The following is a 16,301-nucleotide window of genomic DNA, read 5'->3' on the forward strand; positions in this document are numbered from 1 at the left end:
AAAGCAATTCCGGGAAAAGTGTGAAGCGGTTTTCCGTCCGGAATTGCGTCAAAACAAAGAGATGGAGCAGCTTGCCGTTCGGCGAGCTGATCTATGGTGCGGGCTGCCTGCGCGCTGGGCGATTGACGATGATCAGACCGGCGGCGATCAGGCCGAGCGCCAGGAAAATCCTGGTCGTCGGCAGCTCGCCCAACAACACCGCACCGCACAGGACGCCGAACACCGGCGACAGAAAGGCGAAGCTCGACAGACCGGCGGCCGGATAACGCGTGAGCAGCCAGAACCACAACACATAGGTGAAGGCGACGATATAGAAAGACTGGAAGAGCAGCGCCAGTGTCGGCAAGGCGGCAAGCGCACGGATCGGCGGGCCGGCGAAAGGCATCACAAGCAGGCCAACGACAGTTGCACCCGCCAGCTGGTAGAGCAGAAGCTTTTCGGCGTTGGTTTCCACCAGTTTCGACCGCTTTATGAAGATGCTGGTCGCCGCCCAGAGAATGCCCGAGCCGAGACTGAGCAGGTCACCCGTCAGCGTCGCGTCGCTGCCGGCAGTGATGCCGTCGGAGAAAACCGCCGCCAGGCCGCAGAAGGCGAGAACAAGCCCACCGAGCTTGCGCGGATTGATGCGCTCGCCAAGCAGGAAATGGCCGCCGATCAGGACCCAGAACGGCATGGTGTTGACCAGGAGCGTGTTGCGGGCAACGGTGGTGTATTCGAGCCCGATATAGAGGCACAGGAACTCGACGCCGAAGAGCACGCCGACGACGATGCCGGCGGGCAAAGTCCCATCCGCTTCGAACAGCTTGATGCCGCGCAGCCGGCACCAGCCAAGCACGCAGGCTCCCCCAATGAGCGATCGTGCGACCGAGACGAAGACAGGGTCGTAGCCTGCGTATGAGACCTTGGCGGCGACGTAGTTCAGGCCCCAGGAAAAGGTCAGTCCGACCATGATGACAGCCGCGGCCATGTCGACTGCATCGCGACGATCCAATGCGGGGGCGACAGCCAAGTCAGTCCTCCGCGCTCTGGTCGTCGAAGCCGATCAGGTTCCAGCTCTGGCGCATATGCGGCGGCATCGGCGCCGTGACGTCGATGACGCCCCGGTCCGGATGCGGGATGATAATGCGGCGCGCATGCAGGTGCAGGCGGTTTTGAATGCCGCCCGGGAAATCCCAGTTGGTATCTGCCTCGAAATATTTTGGGTCGCCGATGATCGGGCAACCTATATAGGCGGCGTGAACGCGAAGCTGGTGGGTGCGGCCGGTATAGGGCTCCATCTCCAGCCAGGTCATCGTCTGCGCCGCCTGCTCGATGACGCGGTAGTAGGAGACGGCGTGGTCGGCGCCCTTCTCTCCATGCGCGGCCACGCGCACGCGGTCGCCATCCTCCGTCGGCTCCTTGATCAGCCAGGTCGAGATCTTGTCCTCGCGCTTGGGCGGCACGCCCTTGACCAGCGCCCAGTAGGTTTTCTTGGTCTCTCGCGCCCGGAACGCTTCCGACAGCTTCATCGCCGCAAGACGGGTGCGGGCAACCACCAGCACGCCGGACGTGTCACGGTCGAGGCGGTGGACGAGGCGCGGCTTCTCGCCCTTCTGATTGCGCCAGGCCTCGAGCATGTCGTCGACATTGCGGGTGACGCCGGAGCCGCCCTGCACGGCGAGCCCCGCTGGCTTGTTGAAGACGAAAACCTTCGGGTCCTCATGCAAGAGCATCTTGGCGAGCACGTCGGCATCGGCCTGGTTGCGGATCGAGTGACCGGTGAGCGGCGCGTCGCCCTTCTTATCGACGTCGAGCGGCGGAACGCGGACAGACTGGCCGGGCTCGACACGCGTGTCGGCCTTTACCCGGCCGCCGTCGACGCGGATCTGGCCGGACCGAAGCAATTTCTGCAGATGGCCGAAGCCGAGGCCCGGATAATGGACCTTGAACCAGCGGTCGAGCCGCATGCCCGCCTCGCCGGCCTCAATCGTGATCTGTTCAACACCCGCCATGGATACGCTTTTCCGTTTGAAAGCGGCGCCATAGCACTAAGGCAGGCATTGTGCGAGCCAAAGACCCAACAAAGCGCGACGATTACCCCAATCGCAGCCATCCGAGGTTCGGCCGCACGCTGGCCGACCTTGGATTGAAGCGGGGCCGTAGTCAGTTGGCAGCCTTCGGCTTGGACGAGCCGATCATCTTCCAGTTCTTGTAGAAGACGGAATTGATGCGCTCCACGCTGACCGAGACGATCGAGAGAAGGCCAGCGATCAGCCTCGGGAACGGAGACGGACGGATGATGTCGACGAAGACGCAATAGCGGCGGCCGTCATATTCGTTGACCGAGCGGTGGAAGAGCGTGTCGTCGAAGATGAACAGCGGGTTGTCGTACCAGTAGTTCTTCTTGCTGCCGCACTGGACGAAGATCTCCGCCTTCACCGGGATCAGGTTGTAGAGGATGCGCAGGCTGAGCCGCAGCGGTCCGAAATGCCACGACGTGGATTCGCGCTTGCTGAAAACGGATACCGCGATCGTCTTGATGTATTTGTAATCCTTGTTGAATTCGGGAACGTTGTCGATCTTGTGCTTGCCGTACCACTGGTAGACATACATGCCACGCCGGCCGGTGCCGAAATTGGCGTCGATATCGGCGATGATCTCGTCCTTGCGGGCGTTGAAGACGCCCAGCACCTCGTTGATCTCGCGCTGATAGTCCTCGGGGAACTGCTCGGGCTTCCAGACGCCGGGGTTGCGGTAGCAGAGAAGGTCGACGATCAGGTTGAACGGCGACAGCAGCCAGGTGAAAAGGCCATTGCCGAGGAAATAGCGCTCGAACAGATTCCGGTTCTTCTGGTCGTTGCGCATGACGTCGATCAGGCCGAAAACGACCCAGATGGCGGTCAGGATCGGGATGAAGTAGACGGCGAGCGCGAGAACCACGACTGCAATCGCAGCCTTGCGGAGCGTCTTGACGGTTTTCTTTGTCATTGTCATTCGCGCGGGAGCGCGATCCTGTTCCGTTTGCCAAAATCACGGCGACCCCCGCCCGCCGTGCGTCTTGATAAGATTTTTTGTTTCCCGGCACAATGCCGCGCACGGTCCCGGTGGTCGGCCCCGGATGAATATTTGGAGTATGTTACTCCACTTCAACTCAATGCACGGCCGGCAAACCAAGCTCGTCCCATCTTTCCCTAGGGATCGGATCGCCGGCCAGGAATTCGAAGCCGACGACGCTTTCGCGACGAAGCGTGCCGACCGCCGGGCCGCGCAACTCAGCTGCTCCGTTCGCCGCGCAGCTTTGCCCAGTATTCCAACCGCTTGCGGATATCGCGCTCGAAACCGCGCTCCGGCGGATCGTAGAAAGTGCGCCGGCCCATTTTCTCCGGAAAATAGTCCTGGCCCGAAAACGCGTCCGGCTCGTCATGGTCGTAGCGATAGCCGGCGCCGTAATCCTCCTGCTTCATCAACTTGGTCGGCGCATTGAGGATGTGTTTGGGCGGCAGCAGCGAGCCGAACTCCTTGGCGGCCGCGGTCGCAGCCTTGAAGGCGGTGTAGACAGCGTTCGATTTCGGCGCTGTGGCCAGATAGACAGTGGCTTGGGCGAAGGCGAGTTCGCCCTCGGGCGAACCAAGATAGTCATAGGCGTCCTTGGCCGCATTGGCGACGACAAGCGCCTGTGGATCGGCGAGCCCGATATCCTCCACTGCCATGCGCACGAGCCGGCGGCCGAGATAGAGCGGATCCTCGCCGGCATCGAACATGCGGGCAAGATAGTAGAGCGCGGCATCCGGATCGGAGCCGCGCACCGATTTATGCAGCGCCGAGATCAGATTGTAATGGCCGTCCTGGCCTTTGTCGTAGATCGGGGCGCGGCGCTGGATGACGCGCTGCAGGCCCTCCGGGCCGAACACCTCGCCTTTCTTGGCGGCGCGCCAGACTTCCTCGGCCAGCGTCAGCGAGGCGCGGCCGTCGCCATCCGCCATGCGGATCAGCATCGCGCGCGCTTCTTCGTCGAGCGGCAGCGCCCTGCCCTCGGTTTCTTCCGCCCGGGCCAGAAGCTTGGCGATGCTTTCCTCGCCCAGCGAACGGAACACCAACACACGCGCTCGCGACAGAAGTGCTGCATTCAACTCAAAGGACGGGTTCTCTGTCGTGGCGCCGACCAGCACCACGGTGCCGTCTTCCATCACCGGCAAAAAACCGTCCTGCTGGGCGCGGTTGAAGCGATGGATCTCGTCGACAAAGAGCAGCGTCTGGCGGCCATTGGCGCGCCTCAGCTTCGCTGCCTCGAACACTTTCTTGAGGTCCGCGACACCGGAAAACACAGCCGAAATCTGCTCAAAGGCAAGATTGGTCTCGCCGGCGAGCAGCCGCGCCACCGTCGTCTTGCCGGTGCCGGGCGGCCCCCAGAAGATCATCGAGCCGAGCGAACCGGAATCGATCAACCTCGTCAGGGCGCCGTCGGGACCCGTCAGATGCTCCTGGCCCACGACCTCGCCGAGGTTTTTGGGGCGCAACCGGTCGGCAAGCGGTCGCCCGGGCGCCACTTTCTCCGGTTCATCGGAACTGAACAGATCGGCCATGCAAGTCTTTTGGTTGAAAAGCGATCTTCAAAGATGGGAAGACCGCCTCAATAGCGCAACACCTGGCGCAGTATCTGCCCGCCGCGCTCGACGGTAAAGCGCCACCAGCGCGTGTCCTGCTGAGCAACCTGCGCCAGCGTCGCCGCAGTGTCGATGGTGGTGCCGTTGACCTCGCGCACGATATCGCCGGGCTGGAAGCCGAAATCGGCGGCCGGCGAATCGCGGCTGATATCGATGACGGTGACGCCCTTGATATCCGTGCGAAGGCCAAGGCGCTGGGCAAGCCGGGGCGACAGCTCCGTGACCTTGGCGCCGGAAAAGGGACTGCGACCGCGCAAGGTGACTTCGCTGGGCTTGGCGCCTTCCGGCGCGCGCTCCAGCGGAATCTCCAACGTCGCCTGCTGCCCTTTGCTCAGCACGGCAAACGTCGCCTTGGTGCCGATCGACAGCGTCGCCATGCGGTAGTCGAGTGCCTCGATGCTTTCGACCGGCGTGTTGTTGAGCGACAGGATGACGTCGCCAGGCTTCAAGCCGGCCTTGCCCGCGGGCCCGGTCGCGTCCACGGACGACACCAGGGCGCCGGTCGGCTTCTCCATGCCGAGAGATTCGGCGATCTGCGGCGTCACCATTTCGAACTCGGCGCCGATATAGGGGCGCTCGAAGAAGTCGAGCCCGGCCTTGGCGGCGTCGGCAAAGGCGCGCACCATGTTCGAGGGAATGGCGAAGCCGATGCCGATCGAGCCGCCGCTGCGGCTGTAGATCGCGGTGTTGATGCCGACCAGCTGGCCGCCCATGTTGATCAGCGCGCCGCCCGAATTGCCGGGATTGATGGCCGCATCGGTCTGGATGAAATAGCCCGAATCGGAGACGCCGATATGGCTGCGGGCAAGCGCCGAGACGATGCCACTGGTGGTGGTCTGGCCGACGCCGAACGGGTTGCCGATGGCGAGCACCAGGTCGCCGACCTCGAGCGCGTCGGAATCGCCGATGGCGATCACCGGGAACGGCTTGTCGGCCGAGATCTTGAGCACGGCGAGATCGAGCGTCTCGTCCTTGAGCATGACCTTGGAGGTGAACTCGCGTCCGTCGGCGGTCGCGACCTTCACCTCGTCGGCGTCCTTGATGACGTGGAAGTTGGTGACGATGACGCCGCTCGGATCGACCAGCACGCCCGAGCCCAGCGAGGACTGCGCGCGGGGCTGGGCGCGGCCGAAGAATTCCTCGAAGAAGGGATCGCCCTCGAAAGGCGACGTCACCTTTGCGGTCTGCGAGGCATAGACATTCACCACGGCCGGGGCCGTCTGCTTGACCAGCGGCGCGAAGGAGAGCTGCACCTCCTCGCGGCCGAACGGCACGCGCTTGTCGGGGCCGGACGTGCCGTTCTCGCCTTCGACGCCATGCAGGAGATCGGTCAGCACATCGGAGAGGCCCGGATCGGCCGGCTTGGCGGCATCCTCGGCAAAAGCCTGTCTTGCGGCCGGTGCCGCGGCGAAGACCGCCAGCGCGGCAACAAGAAACAGTCGTTTGAGGTGCATTCTCGAATCCCTCCAGATCGGGCGCCATTGTCCTGACGATTGTGCAGAATGAAAGGCTAATGCACACAAATGCGACACTTGTCGCGCAAAAGCGTTCGCGCAAGGGCGAAAAATCTGCACGCCTGCCGCCCCTCCGGCAAATGCAAAAAGGGGCCCGCAGGCCCCTTGAAGTCATTGACGAAAACGCTTGACCTCAGGCGGCTGCGGCTTCCTCGTTGGCGCCCTCGGCCTCGAGGCGGGCGCGGTCGGCGGCGCCCTTGGCCGAGGTGTCGCGGTCGACGAATTCGATGACCGCCATCGCGGCGTTGTCGCCCTTGCGGAAGCCCGCCTTCATGATGCGCAGATAGCCGCCGTTGCGGGTGGCGTAGCGCGGGGCGAGGGTTTCGAACAGGCGCTTGACGACGCCTTCATTGCCGATCTGGGCGATGACCTGACGACGGGCGTGCAGGTCGCCGCGCTTGCCGAGCGTGACGAGCTTCTCGACGATCGGACGCAGGTCCTTCGCCTTCGGCAGGGTGGTGAGGATCTGCTCGTGCTCGATCAGAGACACGGCGAGGTTGGCGAACATTGACTTGCGGTGGCTTACGCTGCGGGCGAAGCGACGGCCTTTGAAACCGTGGCGCATGGCTCTTTTCCTTCTTCAGTTGCTCAAGAGGCCACGGCCTCTGATGGTTTTCCGCATGACCGTCGGATCGAGCGGCTCTCGCCGCCGATCCTTGGAATTCATGCTCAATATTGGTCTTCGTAACGCTTGGCGAGGTCTTCGATGTTTTCCGGCGGCCAGTCCGGCACTTCCATGCCGAGATGGAGGCCCATGGCCGCCAGCACTTCCTTGATCTCGTTCAGCGACTTGCGGCCGAAGTTCGGGGTGCGCAGCATCTCGGCTTCGGTCTTCTGGATCAGGTCGCCGATATAGACGATGTTGTCGTTCTTCAGGCAGTTGGCCGAACGCACCGAAAGCTCGAGCTCGTCGACCTTCTTGAGCAGCGCCGGGTTGAAGGCGAGCTCGGTGACGGCTTCGGCGGCGACTTCCTTCTGCGGCTCGTCGAAGTTGACGAAGAGCGCAAGCTGGTCCTGCAGGATGCGGGCGGCGAAAGCCACCGCGTCCTCGCCCGAGATCGAGCCGTTGGTCTCGATGGTCATGGTCAGCTTGTCGTAGTCGAGCACCTGGCCCTCGCGGGTGTTCTCGACCTTGTAGGAGACCTTCTTGACCGGCGAGTAGAGGCTGTCGACCGGGATCAGGCCGATCGGCGCGTCCTCGGCGCGGTTGCGCTCTGCCGGCACATAGCCCTTGCCCGTGTCGACGGTGAACTCCATGCGGATCTCGGCGCCCTCGTCCAGCGTGCAGATCACGTGGTCGGGGTTGAGGATCTCGACGTCGCCCACGGTCTGGATGTCGCCGGCGAGCACGGCGCCCGGGCCCTGCTTGCGAACGACCATGCGCTTGGGACCATCGCCTTCCATGCGGATGGCGATTTCCTTGATGTTGAGCACGATGTCGGTCACGTCCTCGCGCACGCCGGCGATGGACGAGAATTCATGCAGCACGCCGTCGATCTGCACGGCGGTGACGGCCGCGCCGCGCAGCGAAGACAAAAGCACGCGCCGCAGCGCGTTGCCCAGCGTCAAGCCAAAGCCGCGCTCGAGCGGCTCGGCCACCAGCGTGGTCAGCGTCTTCTTCTTCGACGAGAACTCGATCTTGTTCGGCTTGATCAGTTCCTGCCAGTTTTTCTGGATCATAAATGTCTTCCTTCCTTTGCCCCGCCACCATCCAATCGTGGCGGGCGACACGGAAAACCGCGGAGGAACGCCATGGCGTTCGCGCGGCGCTTAAAAATCAGACGCGGCGCTTCTTGCGCGGACGGCAGCCATTGTGCGGGATCGGCGTCACGTCACGGATCGAGGTGATGGTGAAGCCCGCCGCCTGCAGCGCGCGGAGCGCCGATTCACGGCCGGAGCCGGGTCCGCAGACCTCGACCTCGAGCATGCGCATACCGTGTTCCTGGGCCTTCTTGGCGACGTCCTCGGCAGCCATCTGGGCGGCGAACGGGGTCGACTTGCGCGAACCCTTGAAACCTTGCGCGCCAGCCGACGACCAGGCAATCGAATTGCCCTGCGCGTCGGTGATGGTGATCATGGTGTTGTTGAAGGTCGAATTGACGTGGGCAACGCCCGACGAAATGTTCTTGCGTTCGCGACGGCGAACACGAGCGGCTTCCTTGGCCATGGTAGTCCTTTCAGTTGATCTCTACACCGCCGTAATGCCAGCGGCTCCACCTTGGGAAGGCAGTAGGGGAGTAAGGCAGTGCCTTACTGCCCTACTCCCTTACTCCCCTAAATTACTTCTTCTTGCCGGCGATCGCCTTGGCCGGACCCTTGCGGGTGCGCGCATTGGTATGCGTGCGCTGGCCGCGGACCGGCAGCGAGCGGCGGTGACGCAGGCCGCGGTAGCAGCCGAGGTCCATGAGCCGCTTGATGTTCATCGAGACTTCGCGGCGCAGGTCGCCTTCGACCTGGTAATCGCGGTCGATCGCCTCGCGGATCTGCAACACTTCCGCGTCGGTCAGCTGGTTGACACGGCGGTCCGCCGGGATGCCGACCTTGTCGACGATCTCCTGGGCAAACTTCTTGCCGATGCCGTGAATGTACTGAAGCGCGATGACGACGCGCTTGTTAGTCGGAATGTTGACGCCGGCTATACGAGCCATTTTCTTCTCTTTCTCCATGTGGGCCGGGCATGCCCGGCGCTGTCGAAGTTGCCCCGCGTCCGGTGGAGGCCGGCCCTTGCGGGAGTTTCCTGGTTCAAAGCGACCGCCTTGCCCGCAAGGGCAAGCAAAGTCCATGCCTGATAGGAAGACGGGCCGCCATACCCCAACGGCCCACTTCAGTCAAGCGCAATCTTCAATTGTCGGCCCGGCCTACTTCGCCGCAGCCGCGAGGACCTTGCCGATCTCGGCGGTCACGGCATCGATACTGGCCATGCCGTCGACGGTCTTGAGCTTGCCTTTGGCGTAGTAGTAGCCGATCAGCGGCGCCGTCTTCTTGTAGTATTCGCGCAGGCGTTCCTCGAACACCGCCGGGTTGTCGTCCTTGCGCACCGGCTGGCCGGCGGCCTTGGCATCTTCGGCGCGTTTGACGATTCGCCCAACCAGCGCCTTGTCATCGACGACGAGCTCGATGACGGTGTCGAGCGCCATGCCGCGCTCGGCGAGCATCGCCTCGACCGCGTCGGCCTGGACCAGCGTGCGCGGGTAACCGTCGAGGATGAAACCCTTGGCGCAATCCGGCTGATCGATGCGTTCGGCGACGATGGCGTTGACGATCGCATCCGAGACCAGCTCACCAGCATCCATCACCGCCTTGGCACGCTTGCCGACCTCGGTTCCGGCCTGGACGGCGGCACGCAGCATGTCACCCGTCGAGAGCTGAGGGATGCCGTGTTTTTCTACCAGTCTTTGTGCTTGCGTCCCCTTGCCCGCTCCTGGCGGCCCAAGCAATATCAGCCTCATCTGCTCCTCTTCCCCCCGCGCAACTTCGACTTCTTGATCAGGCCCTCATACTGGTGCGCGATCAGGTGACCCTGAATCTGCGCCACCGTGTCGAGCGTGACACTGACCACGATCAGAAGCGATGTGCCACCGAGGTAGAAAGGTACGCCAGTCGCCGAAATCAGGAACTCCGGCAGCAGACAGACCAGCACCAGGTAAATGGCGCCGATGACGGTTATGCGCGTCAGAACATAGTCGATATAGTCGGCGGTGCGCTCGCCCGGACGATAGCCCGGGATGAAGCCGGAGTGCTTCTTGAGCTGGTCGGCCGTGTCCTTCGGGTTGAAGACGATCGCCGTGTAGAAGAAGGCGAAGAAGACGATCATGCCCGCATAGAAGACCATGTAGAGCGGCTGGCCGTGGCCGAGCGAAGCGAGGATCGTGCTGGCCCAGGCCGGAAGGTTCGTCGTCTGCGAGAAGCCCGCGACCGTCGCCGGCAGAAGCAGCAGCGAGGACGCGAAGATCGGCGGGATGACGCCAGAGGTGTTGAGCTTCAGCGGCAGATGCGAGGTATCGCCCTGGAACATGCGGTTGCCGACCTGGCGCTTCGGATACTGGATGAGCAGACGGCGCTGTGCGCGCTCGAAGAAAACGATGAGCGCGATGACGATGATGGCCAGCACGATGATCGCGAGGATGAGGCCCGTCGACAGCGCGCCGGTGCGGCCGAGTTCCAGCGTGCCGGAGATCGCGCGGGGCAGGCCGGCGACGATGCCGGAGAAGATGATCAGCGAAATGCCGTTGCCGATGCCGCGCGCGGTGATCTGCTCGCCGAGCCACATCAGGAACATGGTGCCGCCGACCAGCGTGACGACGGTCGAGATGCGGAAGAACATGCCGGGATCGTTGACGATGCCGTTGCCGCCCTCGAGGCCGATCGAAATGCCGTAGGCCTGGATCAGCGCCAGGAGCACGGTGCCGTAGCGCGTGTACTGGTTGATGATCTTGCGGCCCTGCTCGCCTTCCTTCTTCAGCGTTTCCAGCGAAGGGATGACCGAGGTCATCAGCTGCATGATGATGGAGGCGGAGATATAGGGCATGATGCCCAGCGCGAAGATCGCCATGCGCTGCACGGCGCCGCCGGCGAACATGTTGAACATGCCGAGCACACCCTTGCTCTGCGAGGAGAAGGCTTGGGCGAAAGCGTCGGGATTGATGCCGGGAAGCGGGATATAGGTGCCGAGGCGGTAGACGAGCAGCGCGCCGATGGTGAACCAGATGCGCTTCTTGAGGTCCTCGGCCTTGGCGAAGGCCGCGAAATTCAGATTGGAGGCTAGTTGTTCAGCAGCCGAGGCCATGCCTGATTCTCCGCTAGACCATGATGCCGAAAAGTGTGGAGCGGTTTTCGGACGATATCATGCTCTACTTCTTTTGATTTCCATGTCACGCTCGATGCCCGCAGCTCAGGCGGCGCGTGTCACCGAAGCTCACGAGATAAGCTCCGGACCGTAAACATGCAAGCGGCCGCGTTGACGCGGCCGCCCAATTCATCCGGTCAAAGCGCGGTTCGACGGAAAATGCGAAATCATCCCGGTCGGGCGCGCTTCAAATCGCCGTTACTCGGCGGCGGCCGCTTCCGGCAGCTTCACCGAACCGCCGGCCTTCTCGATCTTCTCGATCGCGGCCTTGGAGGCGCCGGCGACGTCGAAGGAGAGCTTGGCCTTGAGTTCGCCGTCGGACAGCACGCGCACGCCGTCCTTGGCGCGGCGGATGACGCCGGCGGCAACCAGGGCCTCGGCCGTCACGGTCGCCTTGGCGTCGAGCTTCTTGGCATCGATCGCGGCCTGGATACGAGCCAGCGACACAACGGTGAAGCTCTTGGCGAAGATGTTGTTGAAGCCACGCTTCGGCAGGCGCCGGTAGAGCGGCATCTGGCCGCCCTCGAAGCCGTTGATGGCAACGCCCGAGCGGGCCTTCTGGCCCTTGACGCCGCGACCGGCCGTCTTGCCCGAGCCGGAGCCGATGCCGCGACCGAGGCGCTTCTTGGAGTGCGTGGCGCCGTCCTTGTCACGCAGATCGTTGAGTTTCATGTTTCTTCTCCTGCGCTTCCGTTCAGGCCTCGTCCACGACGCGGACGAGGTGCTGGACGGCGGCGATCATGCCGCGCACCGAAGGGGTATCTTCCAGCGTGCGCCGCTTGTGCATCTTGTTCAGGCCGAGGCCGACCAGCGTCGCGCGCTGCTCCTTCGGCCGGCGGATCGGCGAGCCGATCTGCTCGACGGTGATGGTCTTGGTAGCTTTCTTGGCCATGGTCGAAATCCCTGGTCAGCGTCGACTATTCTTCAGCCGCAACGGCGGTGCCGCGGCGGGCCTGAAGGGTCGAGTACTTGATGCCGCGCGCGGCAGCCACATCCTTCGGATGCATCTGGCTCTTCAGCGCGTCGAAGGTGGCGCGAACCATGTTGTAGGGGTTCGACGACCCCATCGACTTGGCGACCACGTCATGCATGCCGAGCGTCTCGAAGACGGCGCGCATCGGGCCGCCGGCGATGATGCCGGTACCCTGCTTGGCGGCGCGCAGCAGAACGCGCCCAGCGCCCCAACGGCCCTCGACGTCGTGATGCAGCGTGCGGCCCGAACGCAGCGGCACGAAGATCATGTCGCGCTTGGCCGACTCGGTCGCCTTGCGGATCGCTTCCGGCACTTCGCGCGCCTTGCCGTGGCCGAAGCCGACGCGGCCCTTCTGGTCGCCGACGACGACGAGAGCGGCAAAGCCGAAACGACGGCCGCCCTTCACCACCTTGGCGACGCGGTTGATGTGGACGAGCTTGTCCACCATGCCGTCGTCACGCTCTTCGCGCTCGCGGCCGCGGCCGCCTTCTCTACGTTCCTGTGCCATATCCTAGTCCTTGTTCTTTTCCGGAAGCACGGGTTGCTGTTTGCCGACGCCGCTTCGGGTCGTCAGCGGCGAATTTTTCCTTTGCATGATCTTATCCGAAAAGTCTGCAACTTTTCGCTGCGCGGACCTCCCGGTTCGGGATCATGCATTAGAAGCTGAGACCGCCTTCGCGGGCAGCCTCGGCCAGCGCCTTGACGCGGCCATGATAGATGTACGGGCCGCGGTCGAAGACGACTTCCTTGACGCCTGCCTTCGTGGCACGCTCGGCGATCAGCTTGCCGACCGCGGCGGCGGCAGAGGTGTCGGCGCCGGTCTTGAGCGAACCCTTGAGGTCCTTCTCCAGCGTCGACGCGGCGGCCAGCGTGTGGCCGTTGGCATCGTCGATGACCTGGACGTAAATGTTCTTCGAGGTGCGGTGCACCGAAAGCCGCGGACGCTCGCCGGCGACCTTCTTCAGCTGGCGGCGCACGCGCTGCGCGCGGCGTTGGATGGTTTCTTTGGGACTTGCCATAATGTCAGTTCCTTGCCTTCAGAAAACGGGGGCAACCCTGTGCGGTAAGCCAAGCCTCCCGCGGCCGCTCCCCGCGGCGTTACACTTCTGCGGCTTGGCCCTTTGCGAAAAGTCTGCAGCTTTTCGGGGCCAGGCCTATTACTTCTTCTTGCCTTCCTTGCGCACGATGCGCTCGTTGGCATAGCGCACGCCTTTGCCCTTGTAGGGCTCGGGGCCGCGATATTCGCGGATCTCGGCGGCGACCTGGCCAACCTGCTGCTTATCGATGCCCGAGACGGTGATTTCGGTCGGCTTCGGCACCGTAATGGTGATGCCCTGCGGCGTCTGATAAACCACGTCGTGGCTGAAGCCGAGCGCCAGCTGCAGGTTCTTGCCCTGCAACGCCGCGCGATAGCCGACGCCGGTGATCTCGAGCTTCTTCTCGAAGCCGTCCCTCACGCCCTGCAAGATGTTGACGATCTGCGTGCGCGACATGCCCCACTTGGAGCGGGCGTTCTTGGTCTGGTCGCGCGGCTCGACGGAGATCTCGTTGTTCTCCATCTTCACCAGCACTTCGTCGTTCACCACGAACTTCAGCTCGCCCTTGGGGCCCTTCGCCGTCACGGTCTGGCCGTTGACGGACGCGGTCACGCCCTGCGGCAGCAAAACGGGTTTCTTTCCGATACGAGACATTTTGTTGTCCTCGTCACTTCTTTCGTTTCAGGTCCAGTTCCCGGGCGCGATCCCGAGAACCGAAGCCCATTCATCAATCTCGCGCCGGATCAGAAGATCTGGCAGAGGATCTCGCCGCCGACATTCTGCTCGCGCGCTTCATGGTCGGCCATGACGCCCTTCGGCGTCGAAAGGATGGCGATGCCGAGGCCGTTGGCGACCTGCGGGATCGACTTGGCCGAGACATAGACGCGGCGGCCGGGCTTCGAGACGCGCTCGATTTCGCGCACGACCGGAGCGCCGTCGAAATACTTCAGCTCGATCTCGATTTCGGACTTGCCGTTTTCGAAATCGGTCTGGCTGTAGTCGCGGATATAGCCTTCCGACTTCAGCACTTCGAGGACGCGGGCGCGCAGACGCGAGGCCGGGGTCGAAACGCTCGACTTCTTGCGGCCATAGGCGTTGCGGATGCGGGTCAGCATATCGCCGAGAGGATCGCTCAATGACATCTCAGTGTCTCCTTACCAGCTCGACTTGACCAGGCCCGGGATCTGGCCGGTATTGCCCAGATCGCGAAGCGCGATACGCGAAAGCTTCAGCTTGCGATAATAGGCGCGCGGACGGCCCGTCACTTCGCAGCGGTTGCGGATGCGGATCTTGGCCGAGTTGCGCGGCAGCGCCGAAAGCTTCAACTGGGCGCGAAAACGCTCTTCCATCGGCTTGGACTGATCCATGATGATGGCCTTGAGCGCCGTGCGCTTGGCGGCATACTGGTCGGCGAGCTTGCGGCGCCGGTTGTTCTTCTCGACTGAGCTGGTCTTTGCCATTTCAGATGTTTCCTTTTTCGCTGCCGTTACTGGCGGAAGGGGAAGTTGAAGGCCTTGAGCAGTGCTCTTGCCTCGTCGTCCGTCTTCGCCGTCGTACAAACGATGACGTCCATGCCCCAGACCTGATCAACCTTGTCGTAGTTGATCTCCGGGAACACGATGTGCTCCTTGATGCCCATGGCATAGTTGCCACGGCCGTCAAAGCTCTTCGGGTTCAGTCCGCGGAAGTCGCGAACGCGCGGCAGCGCGATGTTCACGAGGCGGTCCAGGAACTCGTACATGCGTTCCTTGCGCAGCGTGACCTTGGCGCCGATCGGCATGTTCTCGCGCACCTTGAAGCCGGCAATCGAGTTGCGGGCGCGGGTGACGACGGCCTTCTGGCCGGCGATCAGCGCGAGATCCTCGGCCGCGACCGAGGGCTTCTTGGAGTCTGCGGTTGCTTCGCCGACACCCATGTTCAGCACGATCTTGTCGATGCGCGGAACCTGCATGTCGTTGTCGTAGCCGAACTGCTCCTGCATCGCCTTGCGGATGGTCTCGTTGTAGACCTTCTTGAGGCGCGGCTCGTTCTTGGCAGTTGCCTGCTTGGTTTCAGCCTTAGCCATTGATGACTTCTCCCGAACGCTTGGCGACGCGCACCTTCTTGCCATCCTTCTGGATGGTGAAGCCGACGCGGGTCGGCTTGCCGTCCTTGGGGTCGGCCAGCGCGATATTCGACAGGTGGATCGGCGCTTCCTTTGTGATGATCCCGGCCTCTTGGGACTGGGTCTGCTTCTGGTGACGGCGAATGAGGTTCACGCCGCGGACGACCGCGGTGTCTTCCTTCGGCTGCACCGACAGGACTTCGCCCGAACGGCCCTTGTCCTTGCCGGCAAGCACGACGACCTTGTCGCCTTTTTTGATCTTTTGCATTGGTCCGGCTCCTTACAGCACTTCAGGCGCGAGCGAGATGATCTTCATGTGGTTCTTGGCGCGCAATTCGCGCGGAACCGGTCCGAAGATACGGGTGCCGATCGGCTCTTTCTTATTGTCGACGAGAACGGCCGCGTTCTTGTCGAAACGGATCACGCTGCCGTCCGGGCGGCGGATGTCCTTGGCCGTGCGAACCACGACCGCCTTCATCACATCGCCCTTCTTAACGCGGCCGCGCGGAATGGCTTCCTTGATCGACACCACGATGATGTCGCCGACGGAGGCATATTTCCGCTTCGAGCCGCCCAGCACCTTGATGCACATGACACGACGGGCGCCGGAATTGTCCGCGACGTCGAGGTTTGTTTGCATCTGAATCATGACTGGCCGCCTTCTTCTTTTCTAACGGGACGGGTTCTTTCACCCCTCCCCGGTCTGTCCAAAATTCGGTTTGTTCGCCCGGATCAAGCCTGATCCGAAGAGACAACAACCCAGCGCTTGTCCTTGGAAATCGGCTTCGATTCCTGGATGAACACCTGGTCGCCGACCTTGTGGGCGTTGTTCTCGTCGTGCGCCTTGTACTTCTTGGTCATGCGCACGGTCTTCTTCATCACCGGATGGGTGAAGCGACGCTCGACCTTGACCACGACCGTCTTCTCGTTCTTGTCGCTGACGACGGTGCCCTGCAGGATGCGCTTTGGCATGGTTCTCGTCCTTAAGCCTTCTTGGCCGCGGATTTTTCCGCGGCGATGGTCTTGATGCGCGCGATGTCCTTGCGGACCTGCTTCACGCGCGCGGTCTTCTCGAGCTGGCCGGTGGCCTTCTGGAAGCGCAGGTTGAACTGCTCCTTCTTGAGGGCCGCCAGGTCGTCGGTCAGCTGATCCTGGGTCTTGGTCCGGATGTCTTCGGCTTTCAT

At 62.8% G+C, this 16,301-nt stretch carries 23 protein-coding genes; all 23 read right to left on the reverse strand.

Features of this window, described 5'->3' with window-relative positions:
* Nucleotides 1-91: 91 nt before the first annotated feature.
* Nucleotides 92-967, reverse strand: a complete 876-nt coding sequence (locus FJ430_RS21330) for a DMT family transporter (protein ID WP_140646292.1) — start codon at nt 965-967, stop codon at nt 92-94.
* Between the two features lie 43 nt (nt 968-1,010).
* Nucleotides 1,011-1,991, reverse strand: coding sequence for an RluA family pseudouridine synthase (locus FJ430_RS21335; RefSeq protein WP_140708836.1), 981 nt, complete (start codon nt 1,989-1,991; stop codon nt 1,011-1,013).
* 151 nt (nt 1,992-2,142) lie between these two features.
* Entirely contained in the window at nt 2,143-2,967 is an 825-nt protein-coding gene (locus FJ430_RS21340; protein WP_140708834.1) for an aspartyl/asparaginyl beta-hydroxylase domain-containing protein, read from the reverse strand.
* 284 nt (nt 2,968-3,251) lie between these two features.
* A complete protein-coding gene (locus FJ430_RS21345; RefSeq protein ID WP_140708832.1) occupies nt 3,252-4,562 on the reverse strand; it encodes a replication-associated recombination protein A in 1,311 nt (436 codons plus the stop codon).
* A 47-nt stretch (nt 4,563-4,609) separates the two neighbouring features.
* Nucleotides 4,610-6,097 (reverse strand): DegQ family serine endoprotease, encoded by a 1,488-nt coding sequence (locus FJ430_RS21350; RefSeq protein WP_140646274.1) that lies wholly within the window; start codon nt 6,095-6,097, stop codon nt 4,610-4,612.
* A gap of 193 nt (nt 6,098-6,290) precedes the next feature.
* Nucleotides 6,291-6,722, reverse strand: coding sequence for a 50S ribosomal protein L17 (gene rplQ / locus FJ430_RS21355; RefSeq protein ID WP_140646275.1), 432 nt, complete (start codon nt 6,720-6,722; stop codon nt 6,291-6,293).
* 104 nt (nt 6,723-6,826) lie between these two features.
* Nucleotides 6,827-7,837: a DNA-directed RNA polymerase subunit alpha gene (locus tag FJ430_RS21360; RefSeq protein ID WP_040983001.1), complete on the reverse strand. Its 1,011-nt coding sequence runs from the start codon at nt 7,835-7,837 to the stop codon at nt 6,827-6,829.
* A gap of 97 nt (nt 7,838-7,934) precedes the next feature.
* Entirely contained in the window at nt 7,935-8,324 is a 390-nt protein-coding gene (gene rpsK / locus FJ430_RS21365; RefSeq protein WP_006205444.1) for a 30S ribosomal protein S11, read from the reverse strand.
* 112 nt (nt 8,325-8,436) lie between these two features.
* A complete protein-coding gene (gene rpsM / locus FJ430_RS21370; protein WP_140646276.1) occupies nt 8,437-8,805 on the reverse strand; it encodes a 30S ribosomal protein S13 in 369 nt (122 codons plus the stop codon).
* A 210-nt stretch (nt 8,806-9,015) separates the two neighbouring features.
* Complete coding sequence (locus FJ430_RS21375) at nt 9,016-9,606, reverse strand: adenylate kinase (protein ID WP_140708830.1); 591 nt, start codon at nt 9,604-9,606, stop codon at nt 9,016-9,018.
* Entirely contained in the window at nt 9,603-10,943 is a 1,341-nt protein-coding gene (gene secY / locus FJ430_RS21380) for a preprotein translocase subunit SecY (protein ID WP_140657159.1), read from the reverse strand. The genes FJ430_RS21375 and secY overlap by 4 nt, the downstream gene beginning before the upstream one ends.
* A gap of 258 nt (nt 10,944-11,201) precedes the next feature.
* Nucleotides 11,202-11,675, reverse strand: coding sequence for a 50S ribosomal protein L15 (rplO, locus tag FJ430_RS21385; protein WP_140708828.1), 474 nt, complete (start codon nt 11,673-11,675; stop codon nt 11,202-11,204).
* Nucleotides 11,676-11,697: 22 nt separating this feature from the next.
* Complete coding sequence (rpmD, locus tag FJ430_RS21390) at nt 11,698-11,895, reverse strand: 50S ribosomal protein L30 (RefSeq protein WP_027170355.1); 198 nt, start codon at nt 11,893-11,895, stop codon at nt 11,698-11,700.
* A gap of 25 nt (nt 11,896-11,920) precedes the next feature.
* Nucleotides 11,921-12,484 carry a 30S ribosomal protein S5 gene (rpsE, locus tag FJ430_RS21395; RefSeq protein ID WP_032933400.1) on the reverse strand — a complete coding sequence of 188 codons (564 nt, stop codon included), beginning with the start codon at nt 12,482-12,484 and terminating at the stop codon, nt 11,921-11,923.
* A 148-nt stretch (nt 12,485-12,632) separates the two neighbouring features.
* Nucleotides 12,633-12,995 (reverse strand): 50S ribosomal protein L18, encoded by a 363-nt coding sequence (gene rplR / locus FJ430_RS21400; protein ID WP_140646280.1) that lies wholly within the window; start codon nt 12,993-12,995, stop codon nt 12,633-12,635.
* A 138-nt stretch (nt 12,996-13,133) separates the two neighbouring features.
* The gene (rplF, locus tag FJ430_RS21405; RefSeq protein ID WP_140646281.1) at nt 13,134-13,667 is read right to left on the reverse strand and encodes a 50S ribosomal protein L6; all 534 of its coding nucleotides are present in this window, start codon (nt 13,665-13,667) and stop codon (nt 13,134-13,136) included.
* Between the two features lie 89 nt (nt 13,668-13,756).
* Nucleotides 13,757-14,155 carry a 30S ribosomal protein S8 gene (rpsH, locus tag FJ430_RS21410; protein ID WP_042642201.1) on the reverse strand — a complete coding sequence of 133 codons (399 nt, stop codon included), beginning with the start codon at nt 14,153-14,155 and terminating at the stop codon, nt 13,757-13,759.
* A 12-nt stretch (nt 14,156-14,167) separates the two neighbouring features.
* A complete protein-coding gene (gene rpsN / locus FJ430_RS21415; protein ID WP_042642199.1) occupies nt 14,168-14,473 on the reverse strand; it encodes a 30S ribosomal protein S14 in 306 nt (101 codons plus the stop codon).
* Nucleotides 14,474-14,499: 26 nt separating this feature from the next.
* On the reverse strand, nt 14,500-15,078 hold the full coding sequence (gene rplE / locus FJ430_RS21420) for a 50S ribosomal protein L5 (protein ID WP_095765509.1): 579 nt from the start codon (nt 15,076-15,078) through the stop codon (nt 14,500-14,502).
* Nucleotides 15,071-15,385, reverse strand: a complete 315-nt coding sequence (gene rplX, locus FJ430_RS21425; protein ID WP_095765510.1) for a 50S ribosomal protein L24 — start codon at nt 15,383-15,385, stop codon at nt 15,071-15,073. Before rplX ends, rplE begins: the two co-directional genes overlap by 8 nt.
* Nucleotides 15,386-15,397: 12 nt before the next feature.
* Nucleotides 15,398-15,766 carry a 50S ribosomal protein L14 gene (rplN, locus tag FJ430_RS21430; RefSeq protein ID WP_006205457.1) on the reverse strand — a complete coding sequence of 123 codons (369 nt, stop codon included), beginning with the start codon at nt 15,764-15,766 and terminating at the stop codon, nt 15,398-15,400.
* An 83-nt stretch (nt 15,767-15,849) separates the two neighbouring features.
* Nucleotides 15,850-16,089, reverse strand: coding sequence for a 30S ribosomal protein S17 (rpsQ, locus tag FJ430_RS21435; RefSeq protein ID WP_023675136.1), 240 nt, complete (start codon nt 16,087-16,089; stop codon nt 15,850-15,852).
* A gap of 11 nt (nt 16,090-16,100) precedes the next feature.
* Nucleotides 16,101-16,301 carry a 50S ribosomal protein L29 gene (gene rpmC / locus FJ430_RS21440; protein WP_137934271.1) on the reverse strand — a complete coding sequence of 67 codons (201 nt, stop codon included), beginning with the start codon at nt 16,299-16,301 and terminating at the stop codon, nt 16,101-16,103.

It is taken from the genome of Mesorhizobium sp. B2-8-5, assembly GCF_006440675.2.
Lineage (GTDB): Bacteria > Pseudomonadota > Alphaproteobacteria > Rhizobiales > Rhizobiaceae > Mesorhizobium.

Excerpts from the sequence above, each read along its gene's own strand:
- rpmD (WP_027170355.1), bottom strand. The coding sequence starts at position 11,895 with ATGGCCAAGAAAGCTACCAAGACCATCACCGTCGAGCAGATCGGCTCG.
- rpsQ (WP_023675136.1), bottom strand. The coding sequence starts at position 16,089 with ATGCCAAAGCGCATCCTGCAGGGCACCGTCGTCAGCGACAAGAACGAG.
- rplN (WP_006205457.1), bottom strand. The coding sequence starts at position 15,766 with ATGATTCAGATGCAAACAAACCTCGACGTCGCGGACAATTCCGGCGCC.
- rplF (WP_140646281.1), bottom strand. The coding sequence starts at position 13,667 with ATGTCTCGTATCGGAAAGAAACCCGTTTTGCTGCCGCAGGGCGTGACC.
- secY (WP_140657159.1), bottom strand. The coding sequence starts at position 10,943 with ATGGCCTCGGCTGCTGAACAACTAGCCTCCAATCTGAATTTCGCGGCC.
- FJ430_RS21330 (WP_140646292.1), bottom strand. The coding sequence starts at position 967 with ATGGCCGCGGCTGTCATCATGGTCGGACTGACCTTTTCCTGGGGCCTG.
- rpsN (WP_042642199.1), bottom strand. The coding sequence starts at position 14,473 with ATGGCAAAGACCAGCTCAGTCGAGAAGAACAACCGGCGCCGCAAGCTC.
- rplX (WP_095765510.1), bottom strand. The coding sequence starts at position 15,385 with ATGCAAAAGATCAAAAAAGGCGACAAGGTCGTCGTGCTTGCCGGCAAG.
- FJ430_RS21345 (WP_140708832.1), bottom strand. The coding sequence starts at position 4,562 with ATGGCCGATCTGTTCAGTTCCGATGAACCGGAGAAAGTGGCGCCCGGG.
- rplO (WP_140708828.1), bottom strand. The coding sequence starts at position 11,675 with ATGAAACTCAACGATCTGCGTGACAAGGACGGCGCCACGCACTCCAAG.
- FJ430_RS21340 (WP_140708834.1), bottom strand. The coding sequence starts at position 2,967 with ATGACAAAGAAAACCGTCAAGACGCTCCGCAAGGCTGCGATTGCAGTC.
- FJ430_RS21350 (WP_140646274.1), bottom strand. The coding sequence starts at position 6,097 with ATGCACCTCAAACGACTGTTTCTTGTTGCCGCGCTGGCGGTCTTCGCC.
- rpsE (WP_032933400.1), bottom strand. The coding sequence starts at position 12,484 with ATGGCACAGGAACGTAGAGAAGGCGGCCGCGGCCGCGAGCGCGAAGAG.
- rpmC (WP_137934271.1), bottom strand. The coding sequence starts at position 16,301 with ATGAAAGCCGAAGACATCCGGACCAAGACCCAGGATCAGCTGACCGAC.
- rpsK (WP_006205444.1), bottom strand. The coding sequence starts at position 8,324 with ATGGCCAAGGAAGCCGCTCGTGTTCGCCGTCGCGAACGCAAGAACATT.
- rpsM (WP_140646276.1), bottom strand. The coding sequence starts at position 8,805 with ATGGCTCGTATAGCCGGCGTCAACATTCCGACTAACAAGCGCGTCGTC.
- FJ430_RS21360 (WP_040983001.1), bottom strand. The coding sequence starts at position 7,837 with ATGATCCAGAAAAACTGGCAGGAACTGATCAAGCCGAACAAGATCGAG.
- rplR (WP_140646280.1), bottom strand. The coding sequence starts at position 12,995 with ATGGCAAGTCCCAAAGAAACCATCCAACGCCGCGCGCAGCGCGTGCGC.
- rplQ (WP_140646275.1), bottom strand. The coding sequence starts at position 6,722 with ATGCGCCACGGTTTCAAAGGCCGTCGCTTCGCCCGCAGCGTAAGCCAC.
- FJ430_RS21335 (WP_140708836.1), bottom strand. The coding sequence starts at position 1,991 with ATGGCGGGTGTTGAACAGATCACGATTGAGGCCGGCGAGGCGGGCATG.
- rplE (WP_095765509.1), bottom strand. The coding sequence starts at position 15,078 with ATGGCTAAGGCTGAAACCAAGCAGGCAACTGCCAAGAACGAGCCGCGC.
- FJ430_RS21375 (WP_140708830.1), bottom strand. The coding sequence starts at position 9,606 with ATGAGGCTGATATTGCTTGGGCCGCCAGGAGCGGGCAAGGGGACGCAA.
- rpsH (WP_042642201.1), bottom strand. The coding sequence starts at position 14,155 with ATGTCATTGAGCGATCCTCTCGGCGATATGCTGACCCGCATCCGCAAC.